Source organism: Aquimarina sp., from assembly GCF_977115655.1.
This window is the reverse complement of the sequence record NZ_CDSBKO010000055.1, coordinates 1-16,139: the sequence shown is the minus strand read 5'-3', so window position 1 is coordinate 16,139 and position 16,139 is coordinate 1. Positions and strand designations below refer to the sequence as shown.

Here is a 16,139-nt window from a genome sequence, read left to right as displayed (position 1 = left end):
TGAGTTTATTAAGCACATTATTTTCTTGCTCTTGACTTTTGTATTTTAATGGCAACTTAAATATATAAATACCTTACCCGTTCACCAACAATAAAACGCTCTATTCTCTATACTCTACGATTTATTTTGACACACTACCTATATATAAAACCCTTGTAGATACAAGGCATATCCAAAAAAATAGGAGATAAACATTTAGAAAACTCTATACTCTACGATTTATCTAAAAAGTGCTTTGAAATGCTTTGTTATTTAGCAGCAGATATCTAAACAAAAACAACGCATTATGTAATGCTCATTACTAATTATCAAAAAAATTAAAACATGAGTGATTTATCAAAACCATTGTACACATTAACTGTTGGAGAATATAAAGAACTGCACCGCGAGATGTTCCGACAACATTGCGAAGAGTCGCTAAAAAATAGCAAGCCTACGCTTTTAGAAAAAGAAGAAAAGGACATCATTTTTATGGAGGAGGTCTGCGAACTTACAGGCTATAGCAAACCCACGATGTATTCCAAGATAAGCAGGTATGAAATCCCAGTACTCTCTAGAGGAAAACCACTAACTTTTTCTAAAAAGGGAATCATAGAATGGATACACCAAGGCAAGCCCAATGTTATGGATCAAAAAGCGGAGGAGTACTTACGATTGAGAGAGGAAAAAGGAGTCCCAAACAGAAGAAGATCCACCCGTATACTCTAAGCGCTTGCATTAGTAGGTGAGCTTTACAGATAAAAGCAAAGCCTCGGTTGATATTCCAAAAAAGTATAAGTACTGTAGTGCGATTATCTGCAAAAGAAGCCCACTACAGTACACCTACTTTTGTCTCCCTTCTTTACCCATAGTGAAATGGCAAAGAAAGATAAACGTACCACTTGTTCCTCTTTTTTTAATGTATTAGAGAAACCATCCATTCTTTTAGATTCTAAAAAAATAAAATATGATTACCAGAAAAACCATACTATCCAAAACCCATTATGGGTTGAAGATATATAGCTATATACTACGGCAATTCTATCCAGAACAAACCGTATTGTTTGTAAGTAAGTATGCATGCAAACCTACCTTTAATCCGTTTACTTTGGAAAACACACGTAGTTTATTCATCAAGGTAGTAAACCACCAAGCGGTTTATCAAGATTTGGTAGACCCCAGATTTCAGGGAACTGTTTTTGATTTTGCACAATTGTATTTTCAGACAGATACCGAAGATGAATTGCTTATTAAGATCAACGATGCACTACACTTGAGGTTAGAAAGCAATATCTCCGACTATTCTTCTAACCAACAACGAATACAGGAAGCTCTGGAGCAAATCCCTGATGAGCAATGGCATCCTAAGTTTAGTTATTTTACTTCTAATTTATACAACCTTTATCCTTCTGCAACGGTTGGAATACCAGAAACCTATTCTATGATTACTGCCCCTATTAGAAAGCACAAGACAAAAACACTTCGGGAACTCCAAAACGAGCAGCAGCAAAAAACCTATAAAAAGAAGTTTTTTGATTATGTAACCTTTTCAGGAACCTTTACCAAAAGAAGCAATACTTCCCTTATCCAACACTCTGGATTATTGACTGTGGATATAGATGGGGTAAAGGATATGGATAGCTTACAGAAAATACGAGAAACTTTGTTGGGAGATTCGTATTTTTCTACGGAACTATTATTTACTTCCCCAAGGGGAAATGGGTTAAAATGGATTATCCCAATTTCGTTGGATGAAGTTTCTCATAAAGAATATTTTGAAGCGGTTTCCAAGTATTTGCAACAAACCTATGCTATTGAAATGGATACCAGTGGTGCTGATGTTAGCAGGGGGTGTTTGCTCCCGTATGACCCCGAAGCGTATATACACCCTAAATATGTATTGTAATGGCAATCTTTCATCCAAAAAAGTATCTGGATGCTCCAGAAAAGCATCCCATAGCACCAAACAAACCCATCGTATTCTTATATCAGCAAACTCTGGATACTGTAGAAGCAGTTATAGAAAAACTAGAAGCTTCTGGTATCGATATAACTACTGATTATCAGGATTGGATCAAGATCGGCTTTGCTTTCGCTGCTACATTCGGGCAGCAAGGAGATGTTTTGTTTCACAGGGTTAGTAAATTCTACCCAGAGTATACCTACAAAGAATGCCAATCCCAATACGAACAGTGCTTAAAAAGTAAGAAACATGGGGTTACTCTGGGTTCTTTTTTTCATTTTGCACAACAAGCAGGGATTGCATTAGAAAAGAAAGAAATACTTCCGCCTAGCAATAGTATTGCGGAAAAAGGAATAGTGAAACGGCAGAAACCCTTATCAGAGTTCCCTGACTTTGTTTTCGAACAAGCCCCCTCTTACTTGCAACAGGTAGTGCAACCAGCAGGAAATAATACAGAAAGGGATATTCTCTTATTGGGGGCACTTACTGTACTAAGTGCCTGTTTACCGAATGTTTATGGTATGTATGACCAGTTTACCGTATATCCCAATTTATTTCTCTTTATAACCGCTCCTGCATCTTCTGGTAAAGGAAAAGTAAACCTGTGCAGGCGTTTGGTATCTCCAATCCATCATCACAAAAGGGAACAGACCAGTTCTGAAAAAGTACAGTATGATGTAGAGCTTGCAGAATATTATGATTTAAAAAAGAAAGATAAAACTTTGGCTAAACCAGCCAAACCTCCAGAGAAAATGCTTTTTATTCCTGCCAATAGTAGTGCCACGGGTACTTTTGAGCTACTAGCTAATAATGATGGGGCTGGACTGATCTTTGAAACCGAAGGAGATACCCTTGCACAAACCTTTAAAAGTGAATATGGAAATTATAGTGATGGTTTTAGAAAAGCTTTTCACCATGAACCTATTAGTTATTATCGCAGAACCGATAGTGAATATGTGGATATCCCTTGTCCGAAATTATCTACGGTACTTACAGGTACTCCCGATCAGGTACTTGCATTAATGCCAGATTCGCAAAATGGGTTATTTAGCAGGTTTATGTTTTACCAGATGGATCGACAAAAACAGTGGAGGGACGTATTTGTAAATCCTATGGAGGAAGGATTGGACAGTGTTTTTGACCGATTGGGGCAACAATTTAAGGGATTTTATGATACGCTGGAAATGCGGACTGAAGGGGTACAGATATCTTTACAAAAAGAACAAACCTTACAGTTTCATGATTTTTTTAGTACGCAATACGATAAATTCCTGTTTCTAAAAAAGAAAGGGTTAGAAGCGTCGGTATTGCGATTAGGGCTTATTTGCTATAGGATCAGTATGATATTAACTGCGCTTCGAATCTTGGAGAACGGAAAACTTGCCAAAGTACACCAATGTAGTGCTTTAGATTTTAATATTGCTTTGAGAATCACAGAAACATTGCTGGAACATACAGAAGCGGTCTTTTTATACTTACCAGAAAGAAAACCTATACTACCAAGGCAAAAAACACACAAAGAGTTATTTCTGGATCAATTACCAGTAGAGTTTACTACCAAAGGATTTAAAGATATTGCACAAGTGTTGGATATTTCTTCTAAAAGTGCAGAAAGATATATTAAGGGATTTATTGAAAAAGGATATTTACAAAGAAGTGCTCAGGGACAATATCGCCATATCCTCAAAAAGACAAGGTGAGGTTTTTGAGGTTTTGGTGGTTTCTGAGGTTTTCTAGGTATAAAGAGCAATATTCCTTATACCTATATAGGTTACATATTTATACGCAAACATATAATCAAAAAACATTTCATTAACCTCCTTTATAAATATAAAAAACTACACCTTTTTGACATCTTCTGGATTGTCACACAAATCTTAAAACCTCAAAACCCTCAATAACCTCAAAACCCGCAGTACCTTTTTTTGAGGTTTTGGATTTATATCTGTCATAATATAGATTGATTTAATTCAAAGAAACAATAATCTATGTAAATTCAAATTAATATACGTTTACCCATGTTGGTATACTCGCGATACAATTTGTATCGGGATTGGTTGGTACAAATTATTTGATTGTGTGTACATATGGATCAAATCGAACATACGATCACTATCTAAACAACATTATCAAAATAAGAAGTTTTCTTTATACCTATACACGTACCTCTATCAAACTAAAAATACACATCTCAAATGGGCTGTGTATTTTCGCAAAATAAGCATTTCGATTGCAAATTATTTTTATAGATGTTTTTCGGCTCCAAATACACCCCCCGATCAAGAATTGCTTTTAAAAATGAAAACAATTGAAAATACTGGTCTGATGATGGTTTTTGGGCTCTGTATTTTTGAAAAATAAACATCCCGATTGAGAATCGAATACACATCCCATTGGGGTCTGTATTTTGTAGAAATCCACATCCCGATTTGTAATTAAAATAATTAAGATTTTTAAAGAATTATTTCCGTAACACTTCGTACCTTTTTTTGATTTTTTTTAAGCCCTGAATAATTTAACTTTTTTAAAGGGTAATGACTAAGTATTTCCTATAAGGATGACACGTGAGTTTTTACTATAGCAATGACCAAGTATTTTCTATAGGGATGACACGTGAGTTTTTACTATAGCAATGACCAAGTATTTTCTATAAGGATGACACGTGAGTTTTTACTATAGCAATGACCAAGTATTTTCTATAGGGATGACACGTGAGTTTTTACTATAGTAATGACTAAGTATTTTCTATAGGGATGACACGTGAGTTTTTACTATAGTAATGACTAAGTATTTTCTATAGGAGTGAGAGAACTTTTCTTCTTAGCAAATAGCCAACTTTTCCCTATAAGGATGAGCTGGAACTATTTTCTATAAGAGAAAGATACACATCTTTTCCTTATAGGGATGAGCTGGAACTATTTCTATAGGGATAAGAGAATTTTTCCAGAATTTTTCTAAAAATAATATTAACTACGCTAAGAAAAAGAAAGGAGGTTTCTGAATCCGTTTTGCAAGACCAGCATGATAAAACTATAGTGGGGTACATGAAAAAAAATATTTAAAATTATTTTTACTACGGTTGAGTTCATGTCCCTATAAATTGGGAAGCCATATTGTAGTTAGAGAATTAATAGTTTTATAGTACTTTCCATATTTAAGTTTTACTACGTTAAGAAGTATTTATACTCGCTTAAACAATTTTTTAGTTTGTGAATTGCTATATTTTTTCAGAAATTGCTCTCGATTCTTTCAATAAAACAATCCTAAAAACCGATGTATTTTTAACCTTAGATTCCAAAACAAACACTAAACCAAATATTGAAATAAACAACAAACAGTTTGGAAAAAAGAAGAAAAATAACACAAGAACAATCTCTAAAAAAGAAAGAACAGTCAACAGATGAAATAAAGAAAATGGCTAATCAAGTAAAAATACTCTGGGAAAATCCTTGGGTAAAAGGAATAGCTATACTAGGGGCTGTATATGGCACTCTATTTATATCTAAGTACTTGATTAAAGAATATGCAGAAGTGGTAGCAGCTACAAAGAAATTAAGGGATGCACATAGGTTATAATACTCTATCCCTATGAATGTAAATACAATGAACAAAGTTTTTGGACAGGATAGTTCTACCGTAGATACTATTGCAACAGTTCTTAAAATTGTTACCGCGACTTATCTAGTCCTAAAAACCATTAAAACAGGGGTAGATTTATATTATCAAATTGAGGATAGAAAAAAACGCTTACGACAATAGATATATCTATCTTTTATTAACTTCAAATTCATCATTGACAATCCCCCAAGTGTTGCTACCAAAATCGATATGATGAATATTGATGTGTATTAAATAACTTATTTGATAGATATCCAATACATTATGGTGATTGGCTAACTTAAAACAAATTCTTATCAAAATTTCTTTTGAGGTTTCTTGTATTGGTTTTTCTAAACTATTGGAGGTTACCTTACCCATTGCAGGCATTTGGAAAGGACTCTTTGAACTAATAGAATACCAAAACCCCGATCCAGTAGCTTCAGGTAAAATATCCAGTAAAACATCATATTTTTCTGAAACTCTAATTTCAGGTTGTTTTTTTATGAAAATATCTAACTCTTGATTACAAATAAGCTTTTCGTTTTCGTCTAAAATTTGGATGAAAGATTTCTTTTTATCCTGTAGATATAAAGTATTTCCGATATGTAAAATCCCTTCTTCGACACCACCGATCATTCCTGATCTTGTATGCAAAGTATAATATTCAATACATACGGTGCTTTTATCACTGGATTTATTTTTGGTAACAAAGCATTTAATATCTGGGTGCAGTAAAGGTTGTATTTTTTGGTTTAATTGTTCGAAGTTCATATTATATTGAGTAATTCCAATTTTTTAATAATGAAAAAGCTAATAACTCCACAAAGAACCACTCTAAAACCAAAAACTCCAATAAATGTCAAATACTTCATTAATGATTATTTTTCTTTAGTTAATAAATAACTTTCATTAGGAGGGTTTAACATATAGATTTCATGACCACCCACATTAAAATAACCTTGTTTATCTTTGTATATTTTATAAATATCTCCTTTTTTATTTTGAAAGTGAATGGTATCTTTTGTAATATTTACTATTTCTATTAACTCTTCTTCTTTATTAAAATAAATTTTTGAAGACGCTTCTTTTATTTGAAACTTTACAGTTCCATCGAATTCTTCTCCCATATGCTCACCTCCATAATCAAAGGTATACACACCTATCCAGTTTTTAATATAAAATGATCCTTCTTTTTCTTGAAATATTTCTTGAGATTTTTTAGTAACTCTTGACTTTGAAGATTCTAATAAACCTTCTTTTTTCACTTCTTGCTTACAGGCGAATAAAAGGAAAACACTAAATATTAAAGCTACAATTTTAGAATTCATGATTTTAGTTTTTATAGTATTGATTTATAATTACCTCCTACATTTTTTTATTTCAAGAATGTCATAATTGTATGTTTTATAGCAATAAGCACCATTCCATTTCGGATCGTACGATATATAAAAACGAGAACCTACATTTTTTACTCCCTTATAATCTGTTTGATCCAAACATCAATTTATATAAAAACACACCTAGTGGAACAACCTAAATTAGGTTATTTATAAAATCCCTTAGAGAAATTAAAATTTAAACCTTTGGGACTTTTACTAACCAACTTTATTTTATCTATCCAGCTATCCCAGCAGATTCAACATAAATATTTTTTCCTTTTTTAGTTAGTTTGTACATAATATTTCTTTCAGAATAGTGAATTTCACCATCATCTTCATATTTTATCCTTTCCATAATATCAAGAATTATGTAATCATTACAGTCAATATTTTCATGTTTTAATTCAAAAGAATCAAAGTCATTTGATAAAAACAATTTTCTCAAGTTTGAGATATCCTCTTTTTTGAATTTTAAATTAGACGAATCAATTAAAGCTAAAGCAGGAGCAGAATCTTTACTAGAAATATACTTAAAGAATAAATTCAAATTTTCAATATCATTTTGAGTAAAGCAATTGGTATTATTTTGCGGCTTGTCATTTTTTGAAGGCTTTGTTTCGTTGCTTTGTATTATTTCCGCTTTATTAACTTCTTTAGTCTTTTCATTTTTCACTTCTTGCTTACAAGCAAAAATTAAAAAAGAGGAGAGCATTAAAATTGTAATATTTGATTTCATAATTGTAAGTTTTTTATCGTGTGGATTTGTAACTACCATCTGCATCTTCTGACATCTCAGGGAGATCAAAGGATTGAACTTTAAATTTTTTAGGTTTCATTATTGCAAATTCTTTACCAATACTGACAGTACCATGTTTTATTTGTTGTGTTCCTGATTTTCCAGAACCTTGATTGCCTCCTAAGCAAGCATGATAATCTTCTTCAATTAATCCAAATACAAAACAAAGAATTAAGATTAAATTATTAACCGAAAGTTTCTATTGCAACTAGCTTAATCTCTCCATCAACCTTTTCAAAAATGAAAATATGGGTAACTTCCATACCTGGAAAACTATTATTTATATTGTATGAAAAGCAATCTTCAGAACCTTTAATATTATCAAAATACTCAGCACCATTTAAGATTTGCAATGCATATTCTGGCATAACTTCCTTTAAACACAACTCCATAATAGGTTCAAAGTCTAGTTTAAGGGATTCTTTTTTCTTTTCAATGGATATATTTTTATCTATAGAGGAGAACTGAACTAAATCCATAATAGCTAGTGTATCCTTTTTTGTTATTGCAGTTGCGAGTTTTTTTCGGAACTTTTTAAATTCTAAACTATCACTTTCTTTTAAGCAGTTCGGGTTCTCTGTATTAAACTTAGATTGTTGTGATATAATTTTGGAAGTATCAATGACTGCTGATTGTAGTTTTTCAGTTTCAGAATTAGTAGTTGTTTTTTTGTCTGTTTTACAACTAAAAACGAATGATAAAATGATTATACAAACAATATGTTTAAGAACTTTCTCCATCTTTACTGGTTTTAATTTCAATAGTTGTTGCTTTTTTATTGGCTTCTTCAAAGCTTTGATAATGATGTTCTTCACTTAATAGTGTTCCACTCTTATAATCTTTAGGCATATAAAACCCTCTAAACTTTTTATAATGTACCTTAATTATTTCTCCTGCTTTGTTTCGTTGGTTCCAAGAAACAAATACATTCCCTGAGCAATCATAAGGGCTTACCTTAATTTGACTATTTTGATTCCCCCTAAAACAGCTAGCTTTTCAGAGCCTTTAACAGTTCCGTACACAAAACATACATGTCCCCCTTTTTTAGCTACCCCTTCTTTAGAGCAATCTGAAAATACAGCAATAGCACCATATAGAGGTTCAGACACTTTAATAAGCATATCCTTTGCTTTTAATTTACGTTTGTTATTCGCACCATTCCACATGGGATCGTCTGCTATATAAAAACGAGAACCTGCATGTCGCACTCCTTTATAATCGGTTTGGTCTAAAAACCAACTTACAAAGGAAGAACACCATGATTCTTCTAAGTCTTCGATTTTTGGAGTTTTTGGATTATCAAATAAATTACAATAATTATGATATTTCTTGATCATTGTGGTAAGTGGAGCTTGATTTTCAAAAACCCCTTTTGCATCTTTAGCCTCCTTTAATGCCACGTCCATCCAAGGAACTGTCTTTCCATCTTTACTATTCCCAGAATTACTACCAAATTCGCAGGTACTTGCATCCTTTTTACATGTATTTTTTTTGGCAACCCCTCGGCTATACCAACCTTCTACCACCATTTTAACCTCCCATATATAGGTTTTTCCGTTTATAAATCCACGTCTTTTTTTACCTTTTATTTCTTTTTTTATTGTTTCCCATTCGCCTTCTTCTTTATGAAAAGCAGGGTTATTAAAATAGGCATTACGATTATGATCCCATAAAACTGCTTTTTCATTACTACCTAAACCTGTAGATTTGGGGTTTAGTACAGAAAGATACACATCGGTAAGTGTTTTTATCTTATCTTTTTTACGGCTAATATGCTTTTCTACATAATCTAATTGCTTTAAAGCTGTCATTTTTTGTAGCTGTTTTTGTGTTGTATCCATATCTTTAGCAGTACTCTCACCAAATTGTATTAGTCCAACGTAGCCGTCTTTATTTTTTATACTCGGGTCAAAAGTACCTTCTGTTTCCAATGCCATTACTGCCATAAGCCAATTAGCACCTTTGTTATTTTTTTGTGGTAAGCCAAGGTTTTTTGCTATTTCTATTACTCGTTTTCTAAAGGAACAGGTTACAAATTTAGAATTCTTTTTATTTCCCCAAATTAAACTTTCGCAAGCATTTGTAGTATCGGAAAGCACTAACTAATCCTCACATTTTACTAATGTTACAGGATTTTCTCCCCCAATAGTATTAAAGTCTGATACTAGATGTACGCGTTTTTGTTGTTTGGCATCATAAAAACCATACCACCATAATTTTAACTTGCCTTTACCTACTGCTTCAACCTTTGCGATTATACTGTCTTTGGATATTTCATTCCAGTTTAATTTATCATTATATCTTGTGATACCAGCTAACATATCATATTTATAGTAATATTTTTTATCGGTCGAATTTTTGTTTTTTAAAATAGAAGATATAACCCTAGCTTGCATATCTTCTTTATTAAATAGGTCTATATAACTAGAGTTTTTATCATAATTATAGATTAATGGATCAAATGTTTCATCTGTACAATTAATTTTATAAGTACCTCTAATAAAATTTAAGTCACTATTATCGATTTCAATTAAATCTAAATTAGGTGTTTTATTGTATTTGAAATTTAACTTAGAAGTTTCTTGGTTTATTATTTCTTTTACCCTATCGGAGTGAAATGTTTTTTCGATGAGTTGCCATTGTTTGTTTTTTGCTTGTGAATAGTATATTTTATACTCTGTATTTTCTTTAATATCATTACATGAATTATCTGTTTCACTGTGATTTAAAAAATATTCATCAGTTATAACTATAGCCCACATATCAAAATTATTATACAGATACTCATTATCAAATTTCATTATATTTGTGCCATCTATAGATACAATATATTCCTCGTTTTTGTACCAGTGTTTATTTTTTTTCCATTTTAATTCATCATGATATTTTAAATAAATATCCGCAGAGAATTCCATCTCAAGATTGTCTTTTCTTTTACAAAAAGTAGAAGTAATAAACCAGTCATTAAAAACAGTAAATTCTTCTAAATAATTTTGTGCATCTAAAAAATCATAATCACTATAACTATTCTGACTTTGGCCTTCTTTACAGCTACTTAATAATACTGTTAATAATATCACATATATATCTCATAATTTTTTAGTATAATTAATCGGTCTAAAATACCCTATCCATCCTGAGTGGCTTGATAAAGCTCCTCCATTTCTTTTGTATACAGATGTTCTTGTACTATTTGTTATATTATCCCCTCCATTTGCTTTGCTAAATGATTCTCCACTAGCTTTAGTAATGGCTTCCAATATCCATACAGTATCTTTTGTTTTATCGTATTTGTACACTAAACCTGTATGACCATCATTCGAAGAACGTGACCAAACAAAAATATCACCAGTTTTTGGGTCTCCAGTATTCTTTATTAGTTTGTCAGGGATACTCCCAAGGATGGGGGTATTTTACTTTATAAATTGCGTTAGGATTTGATTTAAGTTCGCTTTCTGTTAAAGCTAGGCTTTCAGCCCACTCTAATCCTTCTTTAATTAATAAATCTGAATTCATAACTTTACCATCATGTTTGCTAGAATCTAATGTACAACTTCCATCAGCGCAATCATTTTTAAAAGCTTTTCTCCTGAGAAATCAGAAGCTTATAAATCTAAAGGAATTAGATTGTTTGATTTACCTTCATAAGTAATAAAAGAACTTTTAATGTATATTTTTCCTTTATTATTAATTATACTCAATATTGGAGAGTTTGTGTTTTCAAATGGTTCATAACCTCCGTTTATTGTTTTCTTAAAAAAGATCATAATTTCATTATCATCTTTTTTTGATAAGCATTCAAATTCAAAAAACATTTGCCTTCCTTCTCCTTTGAATAATATAAGATTGTCTTTAAAATTGATTTCATAGTCAACATCATCAACCCATTCGTTTGTACTTTCATTGAATACATTAGAATGAAAAAAATAAGTTCCTTTTAGATTTTTTATTCTTTCAGAGTTTATAGTAGTCTCTGTGTTTGTTAATAAACCTTTTTTGATACATTCTTGTGGGCTATAACAATCAATGCACTTTGGTTTGTTAATGAATTTTACTTTTTCTAAATCTAAACTATCTACATATAATTTATTGTTTATTTCCCATAAACTATCTTTATTCTTAAAAAACTTGAATTTAATTTCTCTGCTTTGATCATCTGTGAAATTTAATGAATAAACTATCGTATCACTTTGAAAAGAAAATTCTTTTATATTAAAATTAAATTTCTCCATACCTGCATCTTCAGAAATTGTATGTTTGAAAACATGAATTCTAGGATAAGAAGTATTACAATCTTGATATACTGTATATTTCTTATCAATTTGTTTTAGACCTAAAAAAACTCTATTAGTTAGATCTGCTTTTTCAGGATTTATTATTTGTTCTTTTGTTTGCTGCTTACAGGAAAAGCATAAAAGAGTTATAAAAATAGATAATATTGTGTTACAATGTTTCATGTCCCTTATTTCTTCTAATTTGAGTTACGGTAAATTTTCTACTATCTTCAGGTTTATTTCTTCCTGCATAAGCAGTTTCATTTATAAGCTTATTGTCTTTGATGATGAACTTGTACTTTTCTTTTTCTCCAAATTGAGTTGCCACATCCCAATATTGATAAAATACTTGTTCTTTTTCACATCCTCTGCCTACAATTATGACAAAGTGATCTGTTGTTTGTATATCTTGCTCGTTATTTATACCTCCGTCTAAAGTATGATCAACCCCAACTATTATTGGACGATTATTATCTAATTCTTTATTGATATATTTTATTCCTTCTTTACTTGCATTAAAATCATAAACTAACTTGGTATGTGAACCATCTTCTAATGCTAATTGATAAAAGGCATGTCGTTTCGTAGCATGTTCAATAACTGGTCCCTCAGAATTAATTCCAAATTCTTTCAGTATTGATTGACAAGTCAATAAACAATATTGATTTCCAGAACCTTGTTCTTTAAATTTTAATAGTGATCTTAAATCAATGTGTGTTTTTCCACAAGAACAATTATTCTCTATATAATCACAATCATCAATTACACAATTGTTCTTAGACTTACTTCCATTGTTAGACCAATTAATCAACTCTTCCTTAAATTCCCATACATAACTTTTACCCTCCTTTCCTTTATAATATTTTTTCTTTCCTTTTTCTATATAAAACTCATTTTCTTCTTTTTTAAAGGAAGGGTTAGCATCATAAGCAGATCTGGAGCTATCATATACTACATAGTATTGGTTTTTTCCTTGACCACAGGCAGCAGGATAGTTCACCGCCAAATAGAGATCAGTTAGTGTTTTTAATTTTCCACTAAAGCGTTTCTTTTCAAAATATTTAAGCACATAGTTAAGTTGGTACTCTGCGCTCATTTTCTTTAATTTCGCTTGGGTGGTTCCAATTTCGCTTGCAGCTGCTGAACCAAACTGTATTAGACCTGTATAGCCTAAAGAATTAGTTTCAGAAGGGCTAAATGATCCGCCTGTTTCAAATGCCATAATTGTCATAAGCCAATTGGCACCTTCTATCTCATCTTTACCTAAATTCAGCTTTTTAGAAATTTCCACAACTTTTCTCCTAAATTTACAGCTCACTTTTTTACCCCATATCAATTCTGGACAATTCTCACTACTTTCTTTATTAACAGCTTTATTTGGAGCAAAACTTGGTTCACTCCCCAAGATCACGGCACTATTGACCTCCATAAAATCCTTTAACGGTAAAGTCTTGGCTACTTTTAACATTAAAGCTATTATACGGTTGCTGTTTTTTTTGTTTTCTTCTTCGGTTTTGTTTGGGTTAGCTACATAGTAAGCCCTTGGGAACTCTACACCACTTTCTTTTTCTTTTAAATAAAAATATCTAGGTAATTCTGCTAATTTATGGTGTTTGTTTTCCCATTCTTTTGGTATAGTAAACAGAGCTTCGCCTTTGCCTTCTCCGTCTACTTTAAAACTAATTACATGCCCTTTTTGCTCCTTATCATCATAAGTGTCATATACACTATACTCATCTGTATGGTTATCGATTTTAACATCTTCCCATATTTTAAACTCTAATGGTTTATCTATATAATTTCTGGTATTAATTTTTATGGTTACCGTATCACCATATTTTACAATACCTGTATGCAGTTGGTTGTCTGTTTCGTATATTCTTAGGTTTACTATTGCCTGTTCTTTATCTACATGCAGATACCTTACTTTTTTATCGGGAGCGGGTATAAGTATATATTGATTCTCTGCTTCGGGGTCTTGCATAGTACCTTCTACCTCAAAATCCAGTGTTTCGATAGTAAAAAAGAATTCGTATTTATTATTTTCTTTCCAATAGCCTGGATTTCCATCTGGTATGGTGTACGCTTGGTTTATGATCCCGTTTCTTTCTTTTATCTCTATAGGTACTCCTGCATTTTTCTTAAAATCATCTTTTCCTTTTTGGCTTTCCCACACATTGAGTTGTAATTTTTCTCCTTGCAAGGCTTGTGTTTCTATATGTATGTATACAGTATGTTTAAAACCACTTTTGCTTATACTATTTCCGTTTTTATCTGCCCAATAGGCTTTGGTTATTCGAGATTTAATAGCTTTTAGCGGGGCACTTAATCCTTTGGGTTTTTCGGTAAATGCTTCAATATTCCATTCTCCTTCTTTTTCTGATGTACCAGTATAGGTAAGTTCGTTTTCATTTTGTAGTACCGTATGGGTATCTGGTTTTTGTCCTCTGTTATACCAACACCATTGGGGTTTTGGATCGCCCAATGCTGCATTATAAGGTAGTTGATAATGTGCGGTAAAGGTTACTTGATGGCGTTCTTTTTTTGTTTCCTTTTCTTTAAGTACACAAATACTGTCTTTATCGGCGCTGATTTTTTTTATATAATTTTTTTCTACCGTAAAAGTTATCTTTTTTTCAATATTCTCGTAAGTAGCTTTTACTACTATTTTTTTTGCAGTGGTGTTTTTTTGTGGAGGTATCGTTATTTGTGGTACTGTTTTATCTTTTGTAAAAGGAATGTTTTTACCATCTAATGTTGCTTCCCAAACAATATGCTTTGGGTTAAGATCATTGTCAGGAAATTCTTTTTTTGCACTTACAATTACTGTTTCACTAGGGCGTACCCGCAAGATTGCTGTTCGGTCTTTGCCATCGACTGCTAGTGCCAACCCTTCTATTTGTTGATATACAATATCCAGTAAGTTGTATGCTTTGCTTTTACTTTTACCTGTTATTTTATTAAATTTTGGGGTATCATTAAATGCTTCTATAGCATAAGCTCCTGGAGTCCTGTACGGAAAAGTAAAGGTGTCCCCCTGATCTACAAAGGTGTGATGATGCCCATAGGTGTTGTTTTCCTTTTTTACATATACTGCCCAATTTATAGCTGCTTTTTCTTTATCATCGATATTTTTTGGTTTATTAACCTTAAAAACCAGTGTTTTTTGATTTACATTGATCCTATAGGTGTCGTTTTTGGGCGAAAGAGAGATCGGTTCCAAAACGTTAATATCTTCAATTGGCTTGTTTTGGATTTTTTTATCCTCGAATGTTCCTGTTGCTAGTGCATGTACTTGTTCCTCTGTCAGCATACCGTAGGTTAGCATTACAGCCACCTCTGCGGGTACTTCGGCTACATCTGCTGCGGTAATCACTTGTGTTTGCCCGTGTGTGGTAAAGGTTATTTTACCTTTAAAACTACACTCGCCTTCGCTTTCTTCTAATAAAGCTTCGCCATTATTGGCTTGTGCTATTTTTATGGCTTGGTAGCTTTTATCCCATTTAGTAATATTAGGAATACAGGGTTTGTATTGCCCAAACCCTAATGGTTGTTGTAAACAGCTGCCAAAAGTACTAACGTTTTTTTGAAATGGTATCCCCAGATCCTGAGTTGTTGCCAAAAGTTTTTCGGCACTTTCTTTATCATTTATATAAATGTCCTGATGGCTTATTACTTTTAATAGTGCAGGCATTTTTTCTTTGCTTTGATCGCACCTGCATTCTGCCCCATGACATACGGGATACGTACCTGCTTTATCTGGTTTGCCTGACGGTTCTGGAGTGGTTTGTTGCTCTGTGGTTTGGCTACTGGTAGTTTCTGTAGTAACTGTAGCTGTACTGGTTTGGGTTGTGGTATCGGTTACTGTGTTTTCTTGTTCTGCTTCCTCTTCTTTAGGAACATCCATAGGGATGTTGATTTTTTGACCCAATTTCAAATTGCCCCAGTCCACGCTTGGATTGGCTTCTTTTATACGCTTATTCAATATTGAATAGTTTGCATCAGGATTATACTCCTTATATTTATTAAGGTATAAACTAATCAGGCTGTCCCTATTTTCCATTTGCATATTAGAAACCTGCCTCTTTATTAGATGTTTTATTGGGTCTTCCATAATACTTATGCGTTATGTAAAGTTAGTATAATTT

Annotated in this window: 16 protein-coding genes; 5 read left to right on the top strand and 11 right to left on the bottom strand. The window is 32.2% G+C overall.

Annotated features, from left to right (window positions below):
• The first annotated feature begins 324 nt into the window (after nucleotides 1-324).
• The 5 genes from ACZIYX_RS18835 to ACZIYX_RS18815 all read left to right on the top strand — a co-directional run bounded on the left by ACZIYX_RS18835 (nucleotide 325) and on the right by ACZIYX_RS18815 (nucleotide 5,701).
• Nucleotides 325-708: a helix-turn-helix domain-containing protein gene (locus tag ACZIYX_RS18835; RefSeq protein ID WP_462683808.1), complete on the top strand. Its 384-nt coding sequence runs from the start codon at nucleotides 325-327 to the stop codon at nucleotides 706-708.
• Nucleotides 709-946: 238 nt separating this feature from the next.
• Nucleotides 947-1,885: a BT4734/BF3469 family protein gene (locus ACZIYX_RS18830; protein ID WP_462683807.1), complete on the top strand. Its 939-nt coding sequence runs from the start codon at nucleotides 947-949 to the stop codon at nucleotides 1,883-1,885.
• Entirely contained in the window at nucleotides 1,885-3,642 is a 1,758-nt protein-coding gene (locus tag ACZIYX_RS18825; RefSeq protein WP_462683806.1) for a DUF3987 domain-containing protein, read from the top strand. The genes ACZIYX_RS18830 and ACZIYX_RS18825 overlap by 1 nt, the downstream gene beginning before the upstream one ends.
• Nucleotides 3,643-5,281: 1,639 nt before the next feature.
• The gene (locus ACZIYX_RS18820; RefSeq protein ID WP_189457495.1) at nucleotides 5,282-5,518 is read left to right on the top strand and encodes a hypothetical protein; all 237 of its coding nucleotides are present in this window, start codon (nucleotides 5,282-5,284) and stop codon (nucleotides 5,516-5,518) included.
• Nucleotides 5,519-5,530: 12 nt separating this feature from the next.
• Nucleotides 5,531-5,701, top strand: a complete 171-nt coding sequence (locus tag ACZIYX_RS18815; protein WP_462683805.1) for a hypothetical protein — start codon at nucleotides 5,531-5,533, stop codon at nucleotides 5,699-5,701.
• Nucleotides 5,702-5,707: 6 nt separating this feature from the next.
• On the opposite strand, the gene ACZIYX_RS18810 is transcribed toward ACZIYX_RS18815, so the two are convergent.
• From ACZIYX_RS18810 to ACZIYX_RS18760, 11 genes are all read right to left on the bottom strand, one after another.
• Nucleotides 5,708-6,313, bottom strand: coding sequence for a hypothetical protein (locus ACZIYX_RS18810; protein ID WP_462683804.1), 606 nt, complete (start codon nucleotides 6,311-6,313; stop codon nucleotides 5,708-5,710).
• Nucleotides 6,314-6,420: 107 nt separating this feature from the next.
• On the bottom strand, nucleotides 6,421-6,870 hold the full coding sequence (locus ACZIYX_RS18805; protein WP_027414297.1) for a hypothetical protein: 450 nt from the start codon (nucleotides 6,868-6,870) through the stop codon (nucleotides 6,421-6,423).
• A gap of 286 nt (nucleotides 6,871-7,156) precedes the next feature.
• A complete protein-coding gene (locus tag ACZIYX_RS18800; RefSeq protein WP_462683803.1) occupies nucleotides 7,157-7,657 on the bottom strand; it encodes a hypothetical protein in 501 nt (166 codons plus the stop codon).
• A gap of 245 nt (nucleotides 7,658-7,902) precedes the next feature.
• Nucleotides 7,903-8,478, bottom strand: coding sequence for a hypothetical protein (locus tag ACZIYX_RS18795; RefSeq protein WP_462683802.1), 576 nt, complete (start codon nucleotides 8,476-8,478; stop codon nucleotides 7,903-7,905).
• Nucleotides 8,441-8,566: a hypothetical protein gene (locus ACZIYX_RS18790; protein ID WP_462683801.1), complete on the bottom strand. Its 126-nt coding sequence runs from the start codon at nucleotides 8,564-8,566 to the stop codon at nucleotides 8,441-8,443. Before ACZIYX_RS18790 ends, ACZIYX_RS18795 begins: the two co-directional genes overlap by 38 nt.
• A 101-nt stretch (nucleotides 8,567-8,667) precedes the next feature.
• Nucleotides 8,668-9,816 (bottom strand): C40 family peptidase, encoded by a 1,149-nt coding sequence (locus ACZIYX_RS18785; RefSeq protein WP_462683800.1) that lies wholly within the window; start codon nucleotides 9,814-9,816, stop codon nucleotides 8,668-8,670.
• Nucleotides 9,817-9,819: 3 nt separating this feature from the next.
• On the bottom strand, nucleotides 9,820-10,797 hold the full coding sequence (locus tag ACZIYX_RS18780) for a hypothetical protein (RefSeq protein ID WP_462683799.1): 978 nt from the start codon (nucleotides 10,795-10,797) through the stop codon (nucleotides 9,820-9,822).
• A gap of 9 nt (nucleotides 10,798-10,806) precedes the next feature.
• Complete coding sequence (locus ACZIYX_RS18775; RefSeq protein ID WP_462683798.1) at nucleotides 10,807-11,016, bottom strand: hypothetical protein; 210 nt, start codon at nucleotides 11,014-11,016, stop codon at nucleotides 10,807-10,809.
• Between the two features lie 85 nt (nucleotides 11,017-11,101).
• Nucleotides 11,102-11,233: a hypothetical protein gene (locus ACZIYX_RS18770; protein WP_462683797.1), complete on the bottom strand. Its 132-nt coding sequence runs from the start codon at nucleotides 11,231-11,233 to the stop codon at nucleotides 11,102-11,104.
• 89 nt (nucleotides 11,234-11,322) lie between these two features.
• A complete protein-coding gene (locus tag ACZIYX_RS18765) occupies nucleotides 11,323-12,174 on the bottom strand; it encodes a hypothetical protein (protein WP_462683796.1) in 852 nt (283 codons plus the stop codon).
• Nucleotides 12,161-16,105 carry a DUF4280 domain-containing protein gene (locus ACZIYX_RS18760; protein ID WP_462683795.1) on the bottom strand — a complete coding sequence of 1,315 codons (3,945 nt, stop codon included), beginning with the start codon at nucleotides 16,103-16,105 and terminating at the stop codon, nucleotides 12,161-12,163. The genes ACZIYX_RS18765 and ACZIYX_RS18760 overlap by 14 nt, the downstream gene beginning before the upstream one ends.
• Nucleotides 16,106-16,139 lie beyond the last annotated feature (34 nt).

Excerpts from the sequence above, each read along its gene's own strand:
- ACZIYX_RS18835 (WP_462683808.1), top strand. The coding sequence starts at position 325 with ATGAGTGATTTATCAAAACCATTGTACACATTAACTGTTGGAGAATAT.
- ACZIYX_RS18770 (WP_462683797.1), bottom strand. The coding sequence starts at position 11,233 with ATGAATTCAGATTTATTAATTAAAGAAGGATTAGAGTGGGCTGAAAGC.
- ACZIYX_RS18815 (WP_462683805.1), top strand. The coding sequence starts at position 5,531 with ATGAATGTAAATACAATGAACAAAGTTTTTGGACAGGATAGTTCTACC.
- ACZIYX_RS18800 (WP_462683803.1), bottom strand. The coding sequence starts at position 7,657 with ATGAAATCAAATATTACAATTTTAATGCTCTCCTCTTTTTTAATTTTT.
- ACZIYX_RS18825 (WP_462683806.1), top strand. The coding sequence starts at position 1,885 with ATGGCAATCTTTCATCCAAAAAAGTATCTGGATGCTCCAGAAAAGCAT.
- ACZIYX_RS18805 (WP_027414297.1), bottom strand. The coding sequence starts at position 6,870 with ATGAATTCTAAAATTGTAGCTTTAATATTTAGTGTTTTCCTTTTATTC.
- ACZIYX_RS18760 (WP_462683795.1), bottom strand. The coding sequence starts at position 16,105 with ATGGAAGACCCAATAAAACATCTAATAAAGAGGCAGGTTTCTAATATG.
- ACZIYX_RS18790 (WP_462683801.1), bottom strand. The coding sequence starts at position 8,566 with ATGCCTAAAGATTATAAGAGTGGAACACTATTAAGTGAAGAACATCAT.
- ACZIYX_RS18830 (WP_462683807.1), top strand. The coding sequence starts at position 947 with ATGATTACCAGAAAAACCATACTATCCAAAACCCATTATGGGTTGAAG.
- ACZIYX_RS18810 (WP_462683804.1), bottom strand. The coding sequence starts at position 6,313 with ATGAACTTCGAACAATTAAACCAAAAAATACAACCTTTACTGCACCCA.
- ACZIYX_RS18765 (WP_462683796.1), bottom strand. The coding sequence starts at position 12,174 with ATGAAACATTGTAACACAATATTATCTATTTTTATAACTCTTTTATGC.